This is a genomic window from Tsukamurella sp. 8F (assembly GCF_029167375.1).
Taxonomy (GTDB): Bacteria; Actinomycetota; Actinomycetes; order Mycobacteriales; family Mycobacteriaceae; genus Tsukamurella.
This window is the reverse complement of the sequence record NZ_JARFTP010000017.1, coordinates 46470-64965: the sequence shown is the minus strand read 5'-3', so window position 1 is coordinate 64965 and position 18496 is coordinate 46470. Positions and strand designations below refer to the sequence as shown.

The window sequence follows — 18496 nt, the reverse complement described above, 5'->3', positions numbered from 1 at the left end:
TCCCGTGTCCCTCGCGGTGTCCGACGCACAGCGCATGCTCACCGAGGCGATCGCCGACTGGGCTCAGCGGTCCCGGCCCCTCTCGGAGGTTCGGGCCGCCGCCGACGGCTCACCGGTGCTTCCCGTGACATCGGCAGCGTGGGCCTCGCTGGCGGAGATCGGGCTTCCCGGCATATGCGTGGCCGAGAGCTACGGCGGCGCAGGTGGACTCGTCGCCGATGTGGTAGCCGGGGTCGCCGCTGCGGCGGAGGTTCTCGCGCCCGGTCCGCTGGCCTCGACCGCCGCGGTGGCTGCGCTGCTGACCCGACGACCCGGCGGCGGCCGCGCGCTCGAAGCCATCGCCTCCGGGGTACACGCCGCGATCGCACTCGACGGTGGGCTCGCGCCGGGCGCGGACGCCGCGGCGTGGCTACTGGTTCCGGCCGAGACCGACCGGTGGCTCCTACTGCCCCCGGGACACGATGCAGCCGTCCTCGAGTCGGTCGCGCCGCTCGATCCGTCCCGCTCCCTGGCCCGGATCACACTGCGGGGCGACGCCGACGAATGCGAGCTCGTGGGAGTCACCGATCTGGACGTGCGTGCATGGGCTGGAACGTTCGCCGCCGCGGAATCCGCCGGGGTCGCAGCGGCGCTCGTGCGCATGGCGGCCGAGTACGCGCGGGTGCGCGAGCAGTTCGGGCGGCCGATCGGTGCGTTCCAGGCGATCAAGGGGATCTGCGCCGAAATGCTCTGCCGGTCCGAGTCGGCGGCGGCGCTCGCTTGGGACGCGGGGCGGGCGGCCGACGAGGGCTCCGCGTGCGAACACCGCTTCGCTGCCGCTGCCGCCGCCGCACTCGCATTGGACGCCGCCGTGGACAATGCCAAGGACGCCATCCAGGTGCTCGGTGGCATCGGCTTCACGTGGGAGCATGACGCGCACCTGTATCTGCGGCGTTCGGTCGCCACGCGGCAACTGCTGGGCGGCTCCGCTGCCTGGCGCGCGGAGTTGACGCGGTCCGCACGCGCGGGCGTGCGGCGGAACGCGACGGTGTCTGCGCGTATCGATCCTGACGAAGCGAATGAGATCGATCGTGCCGCAGCGGAGTTCGCTGCGCAGCCCGTGGCGGAGCGGCGGAGAGCTCTGGCCGCGTCGGGCTATCTGGTCCCGCATTGGCCGCCGCCCTACGGGCGTGCCGCCGACGCCGCACAGCAGCTTGCGATCGATGCTGCGCTCGCGAAGCATGGCGTCGAGCGCCCCGACCTCGTCATCGGCGCATGGGCGGCGCCCACGATCCTCGCCCACGGGACGGCGGCTCAGGCGGAGCGTTTCGTGTGGCCGACGCTGCGCGGCGAGATCACCTGGTGTCAGTTGTTCAGCGAGCCCGAGGCCGGGTCGGACCTGGCGTCCCTGCGCACGGCGGCCACCCGCGTCGACGGCGGTTGGCGCCTGCAGGGGCAGAAGGTGTGGACATCGCTTGCGCACGAGGCGGACTGGGCGATCTGTCTGGCGCGTACGGATTCCGAAGCCCCGAAGCACAGGGGCATCACGTACTTCCTCGTCGACATGAGATCCCCCGGCATGCGCATCCGGCCCCTACGGGAGATCACCGGCGACGAGCGCTTCAACGAGGTCTTCCTGGACGGAGTCGAGGTGCCGGACGACTGCGTCGTGGGTGACGTGAACGGAGGCTGGCGGCTCGCCCGGACAACCCTCTCCAACGAGCGGGTCGCGATGAGTGGCGGATCTTCTCTGGGCGGACCGCTCGAGGCGCTGCTGATCACGGATGCGGACACGGACACCGTCGGACGTCTTGTCGCCGAGGCCGCCGCCTGCGCCGCGCTGGACGCGCGGTCGGCGCTCGCCCGGCTCGACGGGCACGGCCCGGGGGCGTCGTCGTCGGTACGCAAACTCGTCGGGGTTCGGCACAGGCAGGCCGTCGCAGAGGCGTCGCTGATCGCGTGCGGCCCCGACGGCGCCGGGGCCGATCCCGCGACGCGCCCCGCCCAGTACGAGTTCCTGCTGACACGTTGCCTGTCTATCGCGGGCGGCACATCGCAGATATTGAAGAATGTTGCGGCCGAGCAGCTCCTCGGGCTGCCGCGTTCCTGAATCCACCGGAAGATCGCTCAGCCCAGCGGAGTTCGAAGGAGAGTTTGCAGTGAAGGTCACGATCGGGGACATGTGTACAGGCCACGGGGTGTGCGAGTCGATCCGCCCCGACATCTTCGAGGTGGGCGACGATGGATACGCTCACGTGATCGCGGAGCCGACAGAGGTCGATCGAGACGACGTCGAGGCTGCGGTCGCCGGTTGTCCCACGCAGGCTTTGGGCCTGACCGACTGAGGCCGCCCCCACGTGCCGGCCTCCGACGACCGCTATGCGATCTCGTACGCAGCTACGTGCGGATCTCTCGGGCCGCGAACATGCGGGCGGGGTCGCGGCCCGCGAAGTACGCGCCGACGGAGGTGGCGAGTGAGTCGTCGGTCCAGGTGCCGTCCGCGTCGAAGCGCTGCTCCACGGTGGGCGGGGCCATCAGTGCGACCATCGAACCGTGCACCACGAAGACCTGGCCGTTGATGTCCGCCGCCGCGGGCGAAGCGAGGAACGCGACGAAGCGCGCGACGTGCTCGGGTGACAGCGGATCGATACCCCCACCGTCGAACTGGCCGAAGACGGCCTCCGTCATCGCGGTGCGGGCGCGCGGGCATATGGCGTTGGCCGTCACCCCGTAGCGCCCGCACCCACGCGCCGCGGCGACGGTGAGCGCGGCGATCCCGGCCTTGGCCGCGGCGTAATTGGGTTGCCCGACGGAGCCGAACAGGAAGGCTTCTGACGCGGTATTGATGAGGCGCCCGTATACGGGCTCGCCCGCCAGCTTGGACTCGGTGCGCCAATGCGCTGTCGCGGCCTGCGAGAGCAGGAAGTGCCCGCGCAGGTGCACGCGGATCACGTCGTCCCAGTCGTCGTCGGTCATCGAGAACAGCATGCGATCGCGACAGAAGCCGGCGTTGTTGACCACGATGTGGAGTCCTCCGAGCTTCCGCGCGGCCGCGAGCATGGCGTCGGCGCCGGCGCGCTCGGCCACGTCTGCGACGACGGCGCTTGCCGTACCCCCCGAGGCGGCGATCTCGTCGGCGACGTCATGCGCGGACGCGGAGACGTCCGAGACCACGACGGCGGCGCCCCGCGCAGCGAGCGCGAGCGCTTCCGCCCGCCCGAGTCCGGCGCCCGCGCCTGTCACGACCGCGACCCTGTTCTCGACCACTGCGCACCGCCTCCATCGTGTAACCAGTTCTATGCCGGACCGCCGTATACATTTCGACCTAGTCGTAGCGATCTTCCAGGGCGGAACCGCAGTGCAATCTTAGAACGTGTTCTACAGTGACGTCATGCGGATCGCGTTCACCGAGGAGCAGGAGCGGCTGCGAGCCGAGCTACGGGACTACTTCGCCCACCTGATGACGGTCGAGCGTCGCGAGGCGCTGCGAACGGGACAGGGCGAGTACGGCGAGGGCGAGGTGTACAAGGAGATCACCCGAACCCTCGGCAAGGACGGTTGGCTGGCCATCGGTTGGCCGGAGGAGTTCGGTGGGCAGCACCGTCCCGTCCTCGACCAGCTGATCTTCACCGACGAGGCCGCGATCGCCGGTGTGCCCGTGCCGTTCCTGACGGTGAACACGGTGGCGCCCGCGATCATGGCCGGCGGCACAGCAGAGCAGAAGGCCCGATTCCTGCCCGGCATCGCAGCAGGCGAGACCCACTTCTCGATCGGCTACTCCGAACCCGAGGCGGGCACCGATCTGGCATCGCTGCGTACCCGCGCCGTGCGCGACGGCGACGAATACGTGATCACCGGCCAGAAGATGTGGACCAGCCTCATCGAATATGCGGACTACATCTGGCTCGCTGCCCGTACCGATCCAGAGGCCGCCCGGCACCGTGGCCTCTCGATCCTGGTAGTCCCCACAGATGCCGAGGGCTTCTCTTGGACCAAGGTGCACACGGTCGCGGGCCCGGGGACGAGCGCGACGTACTACGACGGCGTCCGAGTGCCGGCGGACGCGGTGGTCGGTGAGCTGCATGCGGGCTGGAAGCTCATGACCGATCAGCTCAATCACGAGCGCGTCGCGCTCACGTCGTCGGCGCCGCTACGGGATTCGCTCCGTCAGGTCACCGAGTGGGCGAGGGAGACGCGCGTGCCCGGCGGTGCGCGCGTCATCGATGCCGAATGGGTGCAGATCCATCTCGCCCGCGTCCATGTGCACGCCGAGTACCTCAAGCTGCGCAACTGGCGCATCGCGTGGGCGGCCGACGCGGACGGCGCCGACGCCTACAGCGCAGCGGCGGCATCGGCGACGAAGGTGTTCGGCACCGAGTACGCCACGGAGGGGTACCGACTGCTCATGGAGGTGTTGGGCGCAGCCGCGACGGTCCGCACCGGCTCCCCCGGCGCCGTGCTGGCCGGGCGTATCGAGCGTCTGCACCGTTCGTCGCTGATCCTCACTTTCGGCGGCGGCACCAATGAGATCCAGCGCGACATCATCGCGGGGACCGCGCTCCGGCTTCCCGTTACGCGGTAAGGAGCACCCGATGGACTTCGCTGCATCCGAGGCGACGCGCGATCTCGCCGCCCTCACTAGTCGCGTGTTCGAAACATGGAACGAGGCACACCCGGTGCCGCACAACGTATCCGGCGTGCGAGAGGGGTTCGACGCCGAGCTGTGGGCGCGGCTGGAGTCCGCGGGTGTGCTCGATGCGGCGCTGCCGCGATCGGTGGGCGGTGGCGGATTCGGGCTCGAGGAGCAGTGCGCGATCCTCACCGCATGCGGGCGGTTCGACGCCGCGGTACCGTATCTGGCGTCCATAGCCGTCGGAGCGACTGCGATAGCGGAGTTCGGGACGCCCGCGCAGATCGAGCGGTGGGTGGTTCCTGTCGTGTCCGGCACCGCCACACTCGCGACCGCACTGGGCGCAGCGGGGCCCGATGTCGTGATCGCGCGGCGCGGCCCTGAGGGCCTGGCGTTCGACGGTACGTGCCCCGCCGTGACCGCGGCCGCAGACGCAGACGCATTCCTGGTCGAGGCGCTCTTCGAGAACGGTGCGGTGCTCGCACTGGTCGACCGGGAAAGCAAGGGGCTCAGAGTCTCCCGTGAGGAACTCGTCGATGGTGACGACGCGGCCCTGCTCGAGTTCGAGGGCGTCGGTATCCCGGCTGACGCGGTGCTGGATGGGCCGGATGCCGCTGCGTGGGTGCACCGGAGGCAGGACATCGCCTGGTGCGCGCGGCAACTCGGTGTTCTGGACCGTGCGCTCGCTGCCGGTGCCGACTATGCGCGTACGCGCGAGCAGTTCGGCAAACCGATCGGATCGTTCCAGGCGGTGCGCCAGCGCCTCGCCGACGCCTACATCGACGTGGACGCCGTGCGGCTTGCGCTGGCCGAGGCGGTGTGGCGCGAGGATGAAGGCTTCGACTCGACCGAAGCCGTCGCGACGGCGGCGTTCTGGGCTGCGGAGGCGGGACACCGCGTGGCACATACGGTGGTCCACATCCACGGCGGCGTCGGGATCGACACAGACCATCCCACTCACCGGTCGTTCGTGGCCGCCAAGCGGGCCGAGTTCGCGCTCGGCGGCGCCACCACAGCGCTTCGCCGCATCGGCCGTCGACTCGCCGATGCATGAGAACACCGATCCCAGGAGACATCGTGACCCAGCCCCGGCGTACCACGAAGAAGACGATCGTCACAGACACGAACGCCCTGCCCGCGTCGGCCGACTACGTCGTCGTCGGCTCAGGCAGCGCGGGAGCGATCGTCGCCTCGCGTCTGGCAGACACGGGTGCACGTGTGGTGCTGCTCGAAGCCGGACGGAACGATGACACGCGGCTGACCCGCATACCCGGCATGATCACGATGGTGCATACGGTGCCCCAGTTGAAGTCTCGTGTCGCCTGGAAGCAGTACTCGACGCCGCAGAAGTTCGCGAACGAACGGCGGATCCCCATGACACGCGGCAAGGTGTTAGGCGGGTCCAGCTCGATCAACGGGATGCTGTTCGTCCGTGGCAACCGCGCGAACTACGACGGCTGGGCCGCCGAGGGCTGCGAGGGGTGGGACTACGACGGCGTGCTTCCCGCATTCAAGCGCCTCGAGAGCTGGCAGGAAGGTGCGACCGAGCTGCGCGGCGAGGAGGGGCCGATCCGGGTGACCCGGCAGCGCGACCTGACCGGCGCCGCACGGAGTTTCATGGCGGCGGCCGCCGCCACACTGGGCGCTCCGGTCATCGACGACTACAACGGGGCATCGCAGGAGGGCATCAGCATCTTCCAGCAGAGCGTCGCGGGCGGCATCCGGTACAGCTCCGCCCAGGGGTACCTGCGCGAGCGACGCGCGGGGCTCACAGTCGTGGCCGGCGCGCACGTCGCCCGTGTCGTGATCGAGAGCGGTAGGGCGACTGGTGTCGAGATCCTCACGGGCACAGGGCGGCAGACGATCAGGGCGGAACAAGAGGTCGTCGTCTCCGGCGGGACGATGGGCTCGGCGCACCTGCTGCTGCTCTCCGGTATCGGCCCTGCGGAGCAGTTGCGCGAGCACGGCATCGACGTGGCGGCCAACCTGCCTGTCGGTCAGAACCTGCACGATCACCTGTTCGTTCCCATGACCTACCTGATGAAGAGCGCGATTCACAGGGGCACGCCCGCGCACTTCGCGAGTGGCTTGCTGCAGGAGCGGCGACGTCCGGGCAGCTCGTGGTTCGGCCGCACCGTGTTCGAGGCGTGCGGGTTCGTGCGCAGCTCGTTCGCTGAGGACATCCCGGACATGCAGATCCACACGCTGCCCTGGAGCTACCCCGTTCCGAACCAGGACGAGGACAAGCTGCACATGGTGGACCGGCGTCCGGCACTCACCATCTTCCCGACGCTGATCTACCCACACAGCCGCGGCGAGCTGCGACTCGCCTCCGCGGACCCGTTGGCGCAGCCACTCATCGACCCGGCGTACCTGTCCGACCCGCTGGACACCGAGTTCCTGCTAGAGGGCATATCGACGATCCGGGAGATCATGACGCACAAGGACATCGCGCGCGACGTCGAGGGCGAGTTCGCGCCCGGTGACGCGTATCGGGACCCGAACGCGATGCGCCGTGAGCTACCTAACCGTGCACACTCGGTCTACCACCCAGTGGGTACATGCCGCATGGGCGTCGACGAGCGCGCAGTCGTCGACCCGCAGCTGCGGGTGCGCGGCATCGACGGGCTACGAGTGGCGGACGCGTCGATCATGCCGTCCGTGACCGGAGGGAACACCAACGCGCCGTCGTACATGATCGGCGAGATGTGCGCGAAGTTCCTGGGCGCGTGAACGCCGAGGCCATGGTCCTCACGGTCGACGCGCTGTTGCGGGAACGAGCGGCGGACGACGGTGCCGGCCTGAAATTCGAGGACACCGCACGGACTTGGGCCGAATGCGTCGTCGCAGCGGCGAGGTGCGCAGATGCGCTGGCGGAACTGGTAGCCGGTGCTGCCGTGCCGCACGTGGGCATCCTCGCGGACAACATCCCCGAGTTCTCGGACGCAATCGGTGGTGCCGCACTCTCCGGCGTGGTCCTGGTGGCGCTCAACGACACACGCAGCGGTCGGGCGCTTGCGCGTGACGTCGCACATACGGATTGTGCGGTCGTCCTGGCCGACCAAGCCCACCTCGAGCAGGTCCGCGACATCGGTGTGCCGGTCATACAGCTCGACGGCGAGGACTGGCGCGGCCGCCTCCACGGAGCTTCTGTGCCCGACAGAAAGGCGGCGCCCGGCGACCTGTTGATGCTGGTGTTCACGTCCGGAACCAGTGGCGACCCCAAGGCGGTGCGGCTCACACACTCCGCGGTCGCCGGCGCGGCGCGCTACATGGTGGACCGCTGCGGGCTGACTCCCGACGACGTCGCCTACGTGTCGATGCCCCTGTTCCACACGAACGCGCTCATCACCGGTTGGGGTGTCGCGCTCGCCGCAGGTGCGGCGCTGGCACTGCGGCGCCGGTTCTCCGCGCGTGGGTTCCTTCCTGACGTCCGGCGTTTCGGAGCCACCTACGCGAACTACGTCGGCGCTCCCCTCGCATATATCCTGGCAACCGAGGAGCGTCCCGGCGACGCAGACAACCCGCTGCGGATCGTGTACGGCAACGAGGGCCGCCCGGGAGACACCGCGGCGTTCGCCAGGCGCTTCGGGTGTCGGCTGCTCGATGGATACGGTTCGAGCGAGCTCGGCATCGTCATAGCCAGGACACCGGACACCCCGCCCGAGGCACTCGGCGTCCTGCCCGACGGTGCGGACGTGCTGCATGCTGATGACGACTCACCCTGCCCGCCCGCGAGATTCGGCCCCGGTGGGGAGCTGCTGAACGCCGCGGCGGCCGTGGGTGAGCTCGTCAACACCGCCGGAGCGGGTGGTTTCCACGGGTATTACAACGACGATGCCGCGAACGCCGTCAAGCTGCGCGGCGGATGGTTCCGCACCGGCGACCTCGCCTACGTCGACGACGCCGGGTTCGTGTACTTCGCCGGCCGCACCGGAGACTGGCTGCGCGTCGCGGGTGAGAACCTCGGCACGGCGCCGATCGAGCGGGTGCTGCTCCGGCATCCGGATATCTCCGAGGTGGCCGTGTATGCGCTCCCGGCCGAGGGTGTCGGGGATCAGGTCGCGGCCGCAGTGGTGCTGCGGCCGGGTGCCAGCCTCGACGCGGAGGTGTTCGCCGGCTTCGTTGCTGCGCAGCCGGACCTGAGCGTCCGACAGCGGCCCACCCGGCTTCGTGTCGAATCCGAACTGCCGCATACGGCGTCGTTCAAAGTCGCCAAGCGCTCGCTCGTCTCTGACGGCGTGGCGGCCACCGTCGCCGTGCCGCCGCGTTAGCCGGATCTGCGCTCAGCGGATCCGGAGGCGACGCATCCAGGTCAGCGTTGCCAGGGTCTGCGCCACGTGTTTCTCGTAGCGAACGCCGGGGCGCGGCAGCAGGAGTTGCTTCTTGAGTACGGCCACATTCGCAGTGTCCGTGTATTTCAGCAGACCGGCGTCGCCGTGCCGCGTCCCCACGCCTGACTCCTTCCAGCCTCCTGACGGCGTGCCCTTGCTGGCGAAGGATGCTGCGAAGCCGTCGCCGATATTGACGTTCCCCGCCTGCAGTCGGGAACCGATCCGGTTGCAGCGGTGCGGATCCGAGCCGAGGACGCTGGCGTTGAGTCCATAGCGTGTGTCGTTGGCCGCTGCTACCGCCTCGTCGTCGGTGCGGAACCGGTGCAGCGCGACGACGGGGCCGAAGGTCTCCGCGATCGCGATGCGCATATCGGGCGTGACGCCCGTGAGCACGGTCGGGGCGTAGAAGGCGGGCCCGACGTCCGGGAGAGCGTGTCCGCCACAAAGCGCCGTGGCCCCCAGGGCAACGGCTTCATCGACCTGCGCCGAGACGCGGGCGAGCTGCTCCGATGACGCGAGTGAGCCCATGTCGGACGAGTAGTCGTAACCCGCCTCCACCCGCAGCGCTGCGACCGCTTCGACGAATCGCCGTGCGAACTCGTCGAAGACGTCGTCCTGCACGTACATCCGCTCGATGTGCATGCACGCTTGGCCGGCATTCGCGAAGACCGAGAAGATCGCGGTCGGGATCGCCTCGTCGAGGTCGACGTCGTCCAGGACGATCATGGGGTTCTTGCCCCCGAGCTCGAGGCTGCAGCCGATGAGGTCGCGCCCAGCGCGCTCGCCGACGACGCGACCTGTCGCCGAGGACCCTGTGAACATGACGAAGTCGCTGTTGTCGATGAGCGTAGGTCCCACGTCGGGACCGTCGCCGCACACCACCTGGAAGAGTCCCTCCGGCAGCCCGGCCCGGAGTAGCAGCTCCACCCCGTAGAGCGCCGCGAGCGCGGTCTTGTTGTCCGGTTTGAGGACGATACCGTTGCCCGCCATGAGAGCCGGCGTCGCATCGGAGAGCGCCATGGCGAACGGGAAGTTCCAGGGCGCTATCACTCCTACCACGCCCTTGGGACGGTGTACCTCGGTAGAGCTGCTGAACAGGGGGACCGGACCCCCGCGACGAGCGGGACGCAGCAGGCGTCGGGCCACCTTGAGGTAGTGGCTGATGACCATGGGTACGTCGCACGACTCCTCGAATGCCATGCGGCGGTTCTTGCCCGAACCCACCTGGATCAGGTCGGCGATCAGGTCGTGTTCGGCCAGGATCATGGCGTGCGCACGCGCGAACACCGCGAGCCGCCGGTCGAGCGGCCATGCGGCCCACTCCCGCTGTGCCTCACGCGCGGCCCCGAACGCGCGATCGACGTCGGTGGTGGTCGACTGTGGCAGCGCACCGACCTCGGCGCCGGTGAAGACCTCGACCAGCCGGTGGGGCTCACGGGTGCCGTCCGAGACGACGGTCCCGGCGAGCCTCGCGATCAGCTCCGGCGTAACCGCCGGGGGCAGGGTGGAACCGGTGACGCTGGGGGAAGCCATGTCGGAAACGGTAACGCGTTCTAGCTGATGACGTGCTGGATCGGCGCAACCGGCTCGTCGCTATGTGAAACGTGTTCTACCATCGCCGTATGGCGGACTACCCAGCGATCGGGCTCAATCTCGGATACTGGACGCGTGGGCCGGAGGATCACACCGCGACCGTGCTGGCCGCCGAACGTCTCGGCTACGACCTCGTCGTCACGGCGGAGGCCTACGGCTCGGATGCATTCGACACGCTCGCCTGGTACGGGGCGCGCACTACGCGGATCGGGCTGGGCACCGCTGTCGCGCAGATCCCCGCACGCTCCCCCGCTGCGACCGCGATGCACGCACTCACACTCGACGCGCTCTCCGGTGGCCGCTTCATGCTCGGACTGGGAGCGTCCGGACCGCAGGTCGCCGAAGGGTGGTACGGCGCGCCGTTCACGAAACCCCTTGCGCGAACGCGCGAGTACGTCGACATCGTCCGCCAGGTGATAGCGCGTCGCGGTCCGGTCACGAGCGACGGCCCGCACTATCCGCTGCCCTACCCCGACGGCACGGGGCTCGGCAAGCCGCTCAAATCCATCGTCACCCCCGTGCGCGAGCGGATCCCGATCCTGCTCGGGGCCGAGGGACCGAAGAACGTCGCGCTGGCGGCCGAGATCGGTGACGGTTGGCTGCCGCTGTTCATCGACCCCGAACGCGTCGAGGAGGTGTTCGGCTCCTCACTCGCCGATCGGCCCGTCGGGTTCGAGATCGCGGCGACCGTGTCTGTGGTCGTCGACGACCTGCCCGCCGCGATGTCCGTCGCAAAGGTGCCCCTCGCCTTCTACATAGGCGGAATGGGTGCGCGCGAGAGGAACTTCCATCTCGACCTGATAGGACGCCTCGGTTTCGCAGACGACGCTGCGAAGGTGCAGGAACTCTTCCTGGCCGGCCGCCGCGCGGAGGCGATCGCCGCCGTACCTGACGAACTCGTCGACGCGATCGCGCTCGTCGGTCCGATCGACCGCATCGTCGAACGCTTGGACCGCTGGCGCGGCGGCCCGGTCACGACACTGCTGTTCTCCGGCGTGCGTGACGAGCCCACGCTCCGCCGCCTAGCGGAAGCGATGCGCGACTGACGGACCGCGCCCGCTCCCTAATAGAACTCCGCCTCCCACCTGGAATTTCATGCGGGAGGCGGAGTTCTATTAGGGAATCTGCCATCCACAGGCTGTGGACAATCCCGTTCTCGCGGGTGGTTGTCCGGCTTCGGAAGCGCAGGATCGCGGTATGGGGACCGAGATGATGAGCAGGGCCGCATTACTCGCCACGGGTGTGACGCCGGCAGGCATCGCAGCGGGTGTGAGGGACGGGAGCATCCGACGGCTCGCGCACGGCGTGTACGAGGTCGGGCCGCGCGGTGACGTCTACTCGGAGTACCGGCGCAGAGTGATCGCCGCCGGGCTGCTGTGCCAGTCCGCTACGGTCAGCCACCAGAGTGCCGCGGCGCTACACGGGATCCCCGCGCACGATGCGGATCTCGGCCTGGTGCATATGACGATCAATCATCGTCACGGCGGCGGCATCCGACGCGGGCGGCACATCCATCCGCGACCGCTCGGCGCCGGAGACACCGTCTGGCTCGAGGGCGTGAGCGCGACCTCGAGGGCTCGCACGGCGATCGACGTAGCGACGTCGGGAGACCTGGAGCGGGCCGTATGCGCGATCGACGCGGTGCGTGTCGTCCCGCGGTACCCCGACCCGGACATCCCGCCGCCTGTGCCGCCCGAGGAGTTGGCTGAGACCACCGATCGGCTCGGAATCCGTCCGGGGGTGCGGATCGCGCGCCAGGCGCTCACCCTTTCGGTGGAGCACAGCGAGTCGCCGGGCGAGTCCCGCTCGCGTCTGATGATGCACCTGTGGAAGCTGCCGCCTCCGCGACTGCAGGAGTACTACCACCTCAGCGGCAGCGACTACTGGGCGGATTTCGCGTGGGACGGGATCATCGGCGAGTTCGACGGATACGGCAAGTACGACGACCGCGAGCGCATCAAGCGGGAGAAGCAGCGAGACTCCGACTTCCGCGCTGCCGGCATCGCCGTGGTGCGGTGGACGTGGAACGACCTAGCCGACCGCCGCAGATTCCACGCCCTGATCACACACGCCTTGCGATCCGCCGGTGTGCTGCACCGAGTGCCACCTTTCCTCGGGTGAGCTGTCCCTAGTAATACTTCGCTTCCCACCTAGGATTCCAGGTGGGAAGCGAAGTATTACTAGGGCCCGTACGTAGCGGAGGGGGCGGTCGTGCCGGCGACGGGCATCGGAGGCATCCCCAGCTTCCGGTGGTTCCAGCTGCGTCGGCGGCCCACGACCAGGCGCACACAGACACGGTTGTGCATCATCGCGTCGACGGCCGCGCGTTGGGTCTCGTCGTACGGTCCCACGTAGCGCTCCCAGATCCCGATGCCGACGCGCAGAACGATCGCCGGATCGCCGGTCAGCTGCGCGTCGCCCTCCAGCTCGACTCCGCGCAACGCGTCGTACGTGGCGCCGTCCTCGACCAGGACGGAACAGCGCGGATCCCGGCGAAGATTGACGGCCTTCTGCGACTTCGCCTTCGTCTCGAACCACACCTCGCCGTCGAGTATCGCGTACCACATCGCCACGAGGTGCGGACGCCCGTCGCGTCCGACGGTGCCGAGCGTCGCTGTCCGGTTTACCGCGAGGAAATCCGCGACCTCGTGGTCGGTCATGGCGATCTCGGCGCGCCGGTCGGTGGCCATGATGCGCTACCGGGCCGGCGACACGCGGGTCGCCTGCAGGCGGTCGGCGGCCTCGTCGAATCCTGCAATCAGCTCGGCCATGATCTCCGTGACCGGCCGCACCGCATTCATGCGGCCGACGATCTGTCCGACCGGCATGGCGACGACGGACGGGTCGCGGGACGCGGCGATTCGTGCGTGTGCCTCGCCGACGAGCAGGTTCTGCAGCGGCATCGGCAGCGGCGACGGCGCGTCCGGCCGGGCCCACGCCTCGGTCCAGCGTGTCTTCAGCAGTCGCGCGGGCTTGCCGGAGTAGATGCGCGTCCTGACGGTGTCGCCGGATGTGGCCGCCAAGAGTGCCTGCTGCATGGTCGACGAATTCGACATGGTGATCAGGTATTCCGTGGTCGTGAGCCAGTACGATCCCATCCAGACGCCGTCGGCGCCCAGTGCCAGGGCGGCCGCGATCTGCCGGCCCGAGCCGATGCCGCCGGCGGCGAGCACCGTCGCTTCGCTCCCTACCTCGTCGACTATCTCGGGCAGCAGCACCATCGACCCGATCTCGCCCGTGTGCCCGCCGGCCTCGTACCCTTGGGCGACGACGATGTCGACGCCGCGATCGACGTGCGCCCGGGCGTGCGAAGCCCGGCCCGCGAGCGCGGCGACCTGCACGCCCGCGTCGTGCGCCGCGTCGATGACGTCGCCCGGGGGCGATCCCAAGGCGTTTGCGATGAGTGAGATGCGGTGTCGCAGAGCTATATCGACGTGCGCCCGCGCGACCGAATGCAGCCAGCCGAGGACACCCGCGCCGCCGTCGGGATGCGAATCGAGTTCGGGAACGCCTAGTTCCGCGAGCGTGCGCTCCACGAACGCGCGGTGCTCATCGGGGATGTGGCTCGACAGGTCTGCGGCGTTCCCCTCCTCGGGCATTCTGTTGGGCATCACGACATCGACGCCGTACGGGCGGCCGTCGGTGTTCGAGTCCATCCAGTCCAGGACCTGGTCGAGTTCGCCGGCGTCGTTGAACCGCACACAGCCGAGGACCCCGAGGCCACCCGCGCGCGATACCGCCGCGGCGACATGCTCGGACGGCGTGAACGCGACGACGGGATACTCGATGCCGAGCCGGTCGCAGATCTGTGTGCGCACGACGGGCCTCCTACTGCGCCGCGGGGATCGCGGTCTCGGGGACCTCGGTGGTGTGGCGCTTGGCCCACGGGTAGTCGGGCTTGCCGCTCGGCTGCCGGTGCACACGGTCGACGATCCACACGCTGCGCGGGAGCTTGTAGCCGGCGATCCTGGTGCGGGCCTGGGCGAGTACTGCCGGGATGTCGAGCTCGACGTCCTCACGTGCCTGGATGAGTGCGCCGACCCGTTGTCCGAGGCGGTCGTCTGGGACACCGACGACGAGCGCGTCGAACACGTCAGGGTGCGACTTGAGTGCGCCCTCGACCTCCTCGGGGAAGACCTTCTCGCCGCCGGTGTTGACGCATCCGGAACCGCGGCCGAGCAGCGTGAGCGTCCCGTCGTCCTCATAGCGTGCGTAATCGCCCGGGATGACGTAACGCCTGCCGTCGATCTCGGCGAAGATCGTCGCCGACTTCTCGGGGTCCTTGTAGTAGCCGATCGGTACATGCCCGGTGCGTGCCATGCGGCCGGTGGCCCCCGGCGACATCGAGACCAGCGCACCGTCGTCGTCGATGAGAGCGGCCTGCGCGCTCGGGTTCACGCGGGGACCCTGGCCGTAGTCGACGCCCCTGGTCACCACCCCTAGACCGACGAAACCGCTTTCCGACGAGCCGATCGCATCGGTGAGGAAGAGGTTCGGAAACGTCTCGAGGTACTCCTCCTTGAGCGACTGCGAGAACAGCGCAGCGTGCGACGTGAACGAGATGAGCGAAGACGCGTCGTACCGGCCCGTCTTGTAGGCGTCCATGAGCGGGCGCGCCATCGCATCCCCCACGACGGTGAGTACCTGGACCTTGTTGTCCTGCACTGCCCGCCACACCGCGTCGGCGTCGAATTGTGGCACCAGAACGACCTTGCCGCCGCCGAACAGGCTCATCATCGTGGCCCACTGTGCCGCGCCGTGGATGAGCGGAGAGACGGGCATCGCAACCATGCCGGGGCCTTGCGAGCCCATCTGCGAGGGCTGGTATTCGTCCTCGACGTACTCGCCCGTGATGAAGTTGATGCCGCCGCCGAGGGCCCGGTACACGTCCTCCTGGCGCCACATGACGCCCTTCGGCCGACCGGTGGTGCCGCCCGTGTAGAGGATGTAGAGGTCGTCGGGGCTGCGCTCCGCGAAGTCGCGGTCGGCGGATCGTGCTGCGAGGGCCTCCTCGTAGTCGACTGCGCCCGTGGCGGTCCCCGCGTTCTCCGGGCTCCCGTCGGCTACGGACAGCAGCGCGGTGAGCAGGGGCGCGTCGGGTAGGACCTCGGCCACCCGACTGTCGAAGCGCCGTTCGAAGACGAGTGCCTCGAGATCGGCGTTGGTGAAGATGTGCCGCAGTTCGTCGGCCACGTACCGATAGTTGACGTTGACCGGGATGGCGCGCAGCTTGAAGGCTGCGAACATGGTCTCTATCGACTCGATCGAGTTGCGGGAGTAGACCCCTACGTGGTCGCCGACGCCGAGCCCTTGGGCGGCGAGGTGGTGGGCCAGCCTGTTCGCGCGCTCGTCGAGTTCACGGTAGGTGATGCTGCGGTCTCCACAGACGAGGGCGGTGCGATCCGGCATGGCATCGACGGCGTGCTCGAGCAGATCTGCGACATTGAAGCTCATAAGATCAAAACTAGAACATGTTACTGTTCTTCGGGACGGGTTTCTTGAAACCGGCAGACGACCACTTTTCATCCCGGCATCTCCCGGTCGATGACACCAGCGGAAGGCGGAGCACATGACCACCGGACAGGCGGCCGCGGAGTCCGACGCTCCGCATGCTCTCGTCGAGCAGCGTGGCCACACGCTCATCGTGACGATGAACCGCCCGCACGCCCGCAATGCGCTGACCGGCGAGATGCTCTCGATCATGGTCGGCGCCTGGGACCGCGTCGACGGGGATCCCGAGATCCGCAGTTGCATCCTCACCGGGGCGGGTGGTGCGTTCTGCGCGGGTGCGGATCTCAAGGCGATGAGCCGCAGCGACCCCGGCAGCGCGATGTCCGGCGGTGGCTGGGACCCTGCGAAGATCCCCGGACTGCTCAAGGGGCGCCGCCTGACCAAGCCGCTCATCGCGGCCGTCGAGGGTCCGGCCATCGCGGGCGGCACGGAGATCCTGCAGGGCACCGACATACGGGTCGCGGGCGAGAGCGCGAGATTCGGTGTGTCAGAGGCACGCTGGAGCCTGTTCCCGATGGGCGGCTCGGCGGTCCGGCTTCCTCGCCAGATCCCGTACACCGTGGCGGCCGAACTCCTACTGACCGGCCGTCACGTAAGCGCCACCGAAGCCCTTCAGATCGGACTCATCGGCCACATCGTGCCCGACGGGACCGCCCTGGACGAGGCTCTCGCACTCGCCGGACTCGTCAATGCCAACGGCCCGGTCGCCGTCCGCGCCATCCTGCAGACCATGCGCGATACGGAGGGCCTCGCCGAGGAAGCGGCGTTCGCGATCGACGCCCGCCTCGGCCTCGAGGTGTTCCGCAGCGCGGACGCGAAGGAGGGCCCACGCGCGTTCGCGGAGAAGCGGAAGCCCGATTTCCGGGGTAGGTAGCTCTCAGTTCGGGTACAGGTCCCGGAGCGCCTTCTTGTCGGGCTTGCCGAGGGGGCTGACGGGGATGGCGTCGGCGAATTCGACCGACTTGGGGGCGTGGACCGAGCCCTTGCGTTCGCGCACCAGCGCGATCAGCTCCTCGGCGCCGGCGGTGTGGCCGGCGCGGAGCACGACGACGGCCTTGACCGCCTCACCCCAGCGCTCGTCGGGCACGCCGATCACCGCTGCCGCGGCGACCGCGGGGTGCGCGGAGAGGACGTCTTCGACCTCTCGTGGGAAGACGTTGAAGCCGCCTGTGACCACCATGTCCTTCTTGCGGTCGACGATGTAGAGGTAGCCCTCGTCGTCGAAGCGGCCGACGTCGCCGGTGTGCAGCCAGCCGCCGCGCAGCGCATCTTCGGTCTGTTCCGGCTTGTTCAGGTAGCCCTGCATCACGAGCGATCCGCGCACGCAGATCTCCCCCGGCTCCCCGATGGCGGCGGGTCGGCAGTCGTCGTCCAGTAGCGCGACGTGCAACCACGGCACCGGCCGACCGCAGCTGGTGAGTCGCTCGGGGCATGCGAGGTCGTGGTCGCGCTTACGGAGCACGGAGATCGTCATGGGGCACTCGGCCTGCCCGTAGAACTGGAAGAAGACCGGGCCGAACCGCTCGATCGCCTCCGTGAGTCGCGTGGGCGAGATCGCCGAGGCACCGTAGTAGACGGTCTCGAGGCTGGAGAGGTCGTACTCATCGATGCGGGGATGGTCGAGGAGCGCGTAGAGCATGGTAGGGACCAGCATCGTCGCCGTTATGCGGTACTTCTCGATCGCCTCCAGCACACGCTCGGGGTGGAATCCAGGCAGCACGACCATGGAACCGCCCTGCATGCTGATCGGGTTCCAGAACGCGCCACCGGCGTGACTGAGCGGGGCGCACGCGAGGAACCGCGTGTCGTCCGGCCACTCCCATTCGGCGCGCTGGATCCGCAACAACGCGGCGCTTCCCGTGTAGCCCATCATCACGCCCTTGGATCTGCCGGTCGTGCCGCCCGTGTAGGCGAGACTCGATGTGGCACCTTCGGCGACGGCCGGCGCACTGAGTGGCCGGGGTGCGAACTCCGCGGCCGCAGCTGCCAGGTCGGTGCCGCAGCCAGTGGGGCCGAACGCGAACAGGTTCCTGAGACCCGGGACGCGCGCGGCGAGCGTGGCGGCATGTTCCTCGTACGCGTCGGGATCGAAGACGAGCGTCTCGATCCCCGCGTCCTCGAGGACGTACACGTGATCGTCGAGCGAGCCCCGCGGATGCAGCGCGGCGAAGCGCACGCCCGTCACCAGGTTGGCGCCCTGCGCGTACAGCACCTCGGGGCGATTCGCGGAGAGGATGGCTACCGGGCTGCCGACGCCGATGCCCCGCGACAGATACACCTGGGCGTACCGACTGATCGCGTCGCGCATGTCCGCATAGGTGACGGTATCGTCGCCGGCCAGCGTGAGCGCCGTCCGTTCGGCGTAGACGTCGAGCGAGCGGATCAGGATCTCGACCGGGAGCGGATCGCGGTGTAGCGCGGTATCGGACATGCGTCTCCCTTTTCGCAG

General features: G+C 68.9%; 15 protein-coding genes. 9 read left to right on the top strand and 6 right to left on the bottom strand.

Going from position 1 to position 18496, the window contains the following annotated elements; all coding sequences use genetic code 11:
• Positions 1–4 precede the first annotated feature (4 nt).
• Together P0W64_RS14270 and P0W64_RS14265 are read left to right on the top strand one after the other, a co-directional pair.
• Positions 5–2089, top strand: a complete 2085-nt coding sequence (locus P0W64_RS14270) for an acyl-CoA dehydrogenase (protein ID WP_275480806.1) — start codon at positions 5–7, stop codon at positions 2087–2089.
• Positions 2090–2138: 49 nt separating this feature from the next.
• Complete coding sequence (locus P0W64_RS14265; protein ID WP_275480805.1) at positions 2139–2324, top strand: ferredoxin; 186 nt, start codon at positions 2139–2141, stop codon at positions 2322–2324.
• A gap of 52 nt (positions 2325–2376) precedes the next feature.
• Here the strand turns inward: P0W64_RS14265 and P0W64_RS14260 are convergent, their stop codons facing one another.
• Positions 2377–3246 carry a 3-oxoacyl-ACP reductase gene (locus P0W64_RS14260; RefSeq protein ID WP_275480804.1) on the bottom strand — a complete coding sequence of 290 codons (870 nt, stop codon included), beginning with the start codon at positions 3244–3246 and terminating at the stop codon, positions 2377–2379.
• Positions 3247–3370: 124 nt separating this feature from the next.
• Here P0W64_RS14260 and P0W64_RS14255 point away from each other — a divergent pair, with 124 nt between their 5' ends.
• The 4 genes from P0W64_RS14255 to P0W64_RS14240 are packed head-to-tail and all read left to right on the top strand — an operon-like array spanning position 3371 to position 8883.
• Positions 3371–4561 carry an acyl-CoA dehydrogenase family protein gene (locus P0W64_RS14255; protein ID WP_275480803.1) on the top strand — a complete coding sequence of 397 codons (1191 nt, stop codon included), beginning with the start codon at positions 3371–3373 and terminating at the stop codon, positions 4559–4561.
• 10 nt (positions 4562–4571) lie between these two features.
• Positions 4572–5663: an acyl-CoA dehydrogenase family protein gene (locus tag P0W64_RS14250; RefSeq protein ID WP_275480802.1), complete on the top strand. Its 1092-nt coding sequence runs from the start codon at positions 4572–4574 to the stop codon at positions 5661–5663.
• A 23-nt stretch (positions 5664–5686) separates the two neighbouring features.
• Complete coding sequence (locus tag P0W64_RS14245) at positions 5687–7342, top strand: GMC family oxidoreductase N-terminal domain-containing protein (protein ID WP_275480801.1); 1656 nt, start codon at positions 5687–5689, stop codon at positions 7340–7342.
• Positions 7318–8883, top strand: a complete 1566-nt coding sequence (locus P0W64_RS14240) for an AMP-binding protein (RefSeq protein ID WP_275480800.1) — start codon at positions 7318–7320, stop codon at positions 8881–8883. The genes P0W64_RS14245 and P0W64_RS14240 overlap by 25 nt, the downstream gene beginning before the upstream one ends.
• Positions 8884–8895: 12 nt before the next feature.
• Here the strand turns inward: P0W64_RS14240 and P0W64_RS14235 are convergent, their stop codons facing one another.
• Positions 8896–10476 (bottom strand): succinic semialdehyde dehydrogenase, encoded by a 1581-nt coding sequence (locus P0W64_RS14235; RefSeq protein ID WP_275480799.1) that lies wholly within the window; start codon positions 10474–10476, stop codon positions 8896–8898.
• Between the two features lie 89 nt (positions 10477–10565).
• Between P0W64_RS14235 and P0W64_RS14230 the strand changes: the two genes are divergently transcribed.
• Positions 10566–11582 carry an LLM class F420-dependent oxidoreductase gene (locus P0W64_RS14230; RefSeq protein WP_275480798.1) on the top strand — a complete coding sequence of 339 codons (1017 nt, stop codon included), beginning with the start codon at positions 10566–10568 and terminating at the stop codon, positions 11580–11582.
• A 151-nt stretch (positions 11583–11733) separates the two neighbouring features.
• Positions 11734–12657: a hypothetical protein gene (locus P0W64_RS14225; protein WP_275480797.1), complete on the top strand. Its 924-nt coding sequence runs from the start codon at positions 11734–11736 to the stop codon at positions 12655–12657.
• 59 nt (positions 12658–12716) lie between these two features.
• On the opposite strand, the gene P0W64_RS14220 is transcribed toward P0W64_RS14225, so the two are convergent.
• From P0W64_RS14220 to P0W64_RS14210, 3 genes are read right to left on the bottom strand one after another with little or no spacing between them, the layout of a single operon-like run.
• Entirely contained in the window at positions 12717–13226 is a 510-nt protein-coding gene (locus P0W64_RS14220) for a PPOX class F420-dependent oxidoreductase (RefSeq protein WP_275480796.1), read from the bottom strand.
• A 6-nt stretch (positions 13227–13232) separates the two neighbouring features.
• Complete coding sequence (locus P0W64_RS14215; protein ID WP_275480795.1) at positions 13233–14354, bottom strand: nitronate monooxygenase family protein; 1122 nt, start codon at positions 14352–14354, stop codon at positions 13233–13235.
• 10 nt (positions 14355–14364) lie between these two features.
• On the bottom strand, positions 14365–15990 hold the full coding sequence (locus P0W64_RS14210; protein WP_275480794.1) for an acyl-CoA synthetase: 1626 nt from the start codon (positions 15988–15990) through the stop codon (positions 14365–14367).
• A 115-nt stretch (positions 15991–16105) separates the two neighbouring features.
• On the opposite strand from P0W64_RS14210, the gene P0W64_RS14205 reads away from it, so the two are divergent.
• Positions 16106–16921: a crotonase/enoyl-CoA hydratase family protein gene (locus P0W64_RS14205; RefSeq protein ID WP_275480793.1), complete on the top strand. Its 816-nt coding sequence runs from the start codon at positions 16106–16108 to the stop codon at positions 16919–16921.
• Positions 16922–16924: 3 nt separating this feature from the next.
• On the opposite strand, the gene P0W64_RS14200 is transcribed toward P0W64_RS14205, so the two are convergent.
• Entirely contained in the window at positions 16925–18478 is a 1554-nt protein-coding gene (locus P0W64_RS14200; RefSeq protein WP_275480792.1) for an AMP-binding protein, read from the bottom strand.
• Positions 18479–18496 lie beyond the last annotated feature (18 nt).

Bases quoted from the DNA above. Each gene is read 5' to 3' on its own strand.
- P0W64_RS14255 (WP_275480803.1), top strand. From the start codon at position 3,371: ATGCGGATCGCGTTCACCGAGGAGCAGGAGCGGCTGCGAGCCGAGCTA.
- P0W64_RS14250 (WP_275480802.1), top strand. From the start codon at position 4,572: ATGGACTTCGCTGCATCCGAGGCGACGCGCGATCTCGCCGCCCTCACT.
- P0W64_RS14235 (WP_275480799.1), bottom strand. From the start codon at position 10,476: ATGGCTTCCCCCAGCGTCACCGGTTCCACCCTGCCCCCGGCGGTTACG.
- P0W64_RS14230 (WP_275480798.1), top strand. From the start codon at position 10,566: ATGGCGGACTACCCAGCGATCGGGCTCAATCTCGGATACTGGACGCGT.
- P0W64_RS14225 (WP_275480797.1), top strand. From the start codon at position 11,734: ATGGGGACCGAGATGATGAGCAGGGCCGCATTACTCGCCACGGGTGTG.
- P0W64_RS14220 (WP_275480796.1), bottom strand. From the start codon at position 13,226: ATGGCCACCGACCGGCGCGCCGAGATCGCCATGACCGACCACGAGGTC.
- P0W64_RS14210 (WP_275480794.1), bottom strand. From the start codon at position 15,990: ATGAGCTTCAATGTCGCAGATCTGCTCGAGCACGCCGTCGATGCCATG.
- P0W64_RS14205 (WP_275480793.1), top strand. From the start codon at position 16,106: ATGACCACCGGACAGGCGGCCGCGGAGTCCGACGCTCCGCATGCTCTC.
- P0W64_RS14200 (WP_275480792.1), bottom strand. From the start codon at position 18,478: ATGTCCGATACCGCGCTACACCGCGATCCGCTCCCGGTCGAGATCCTG.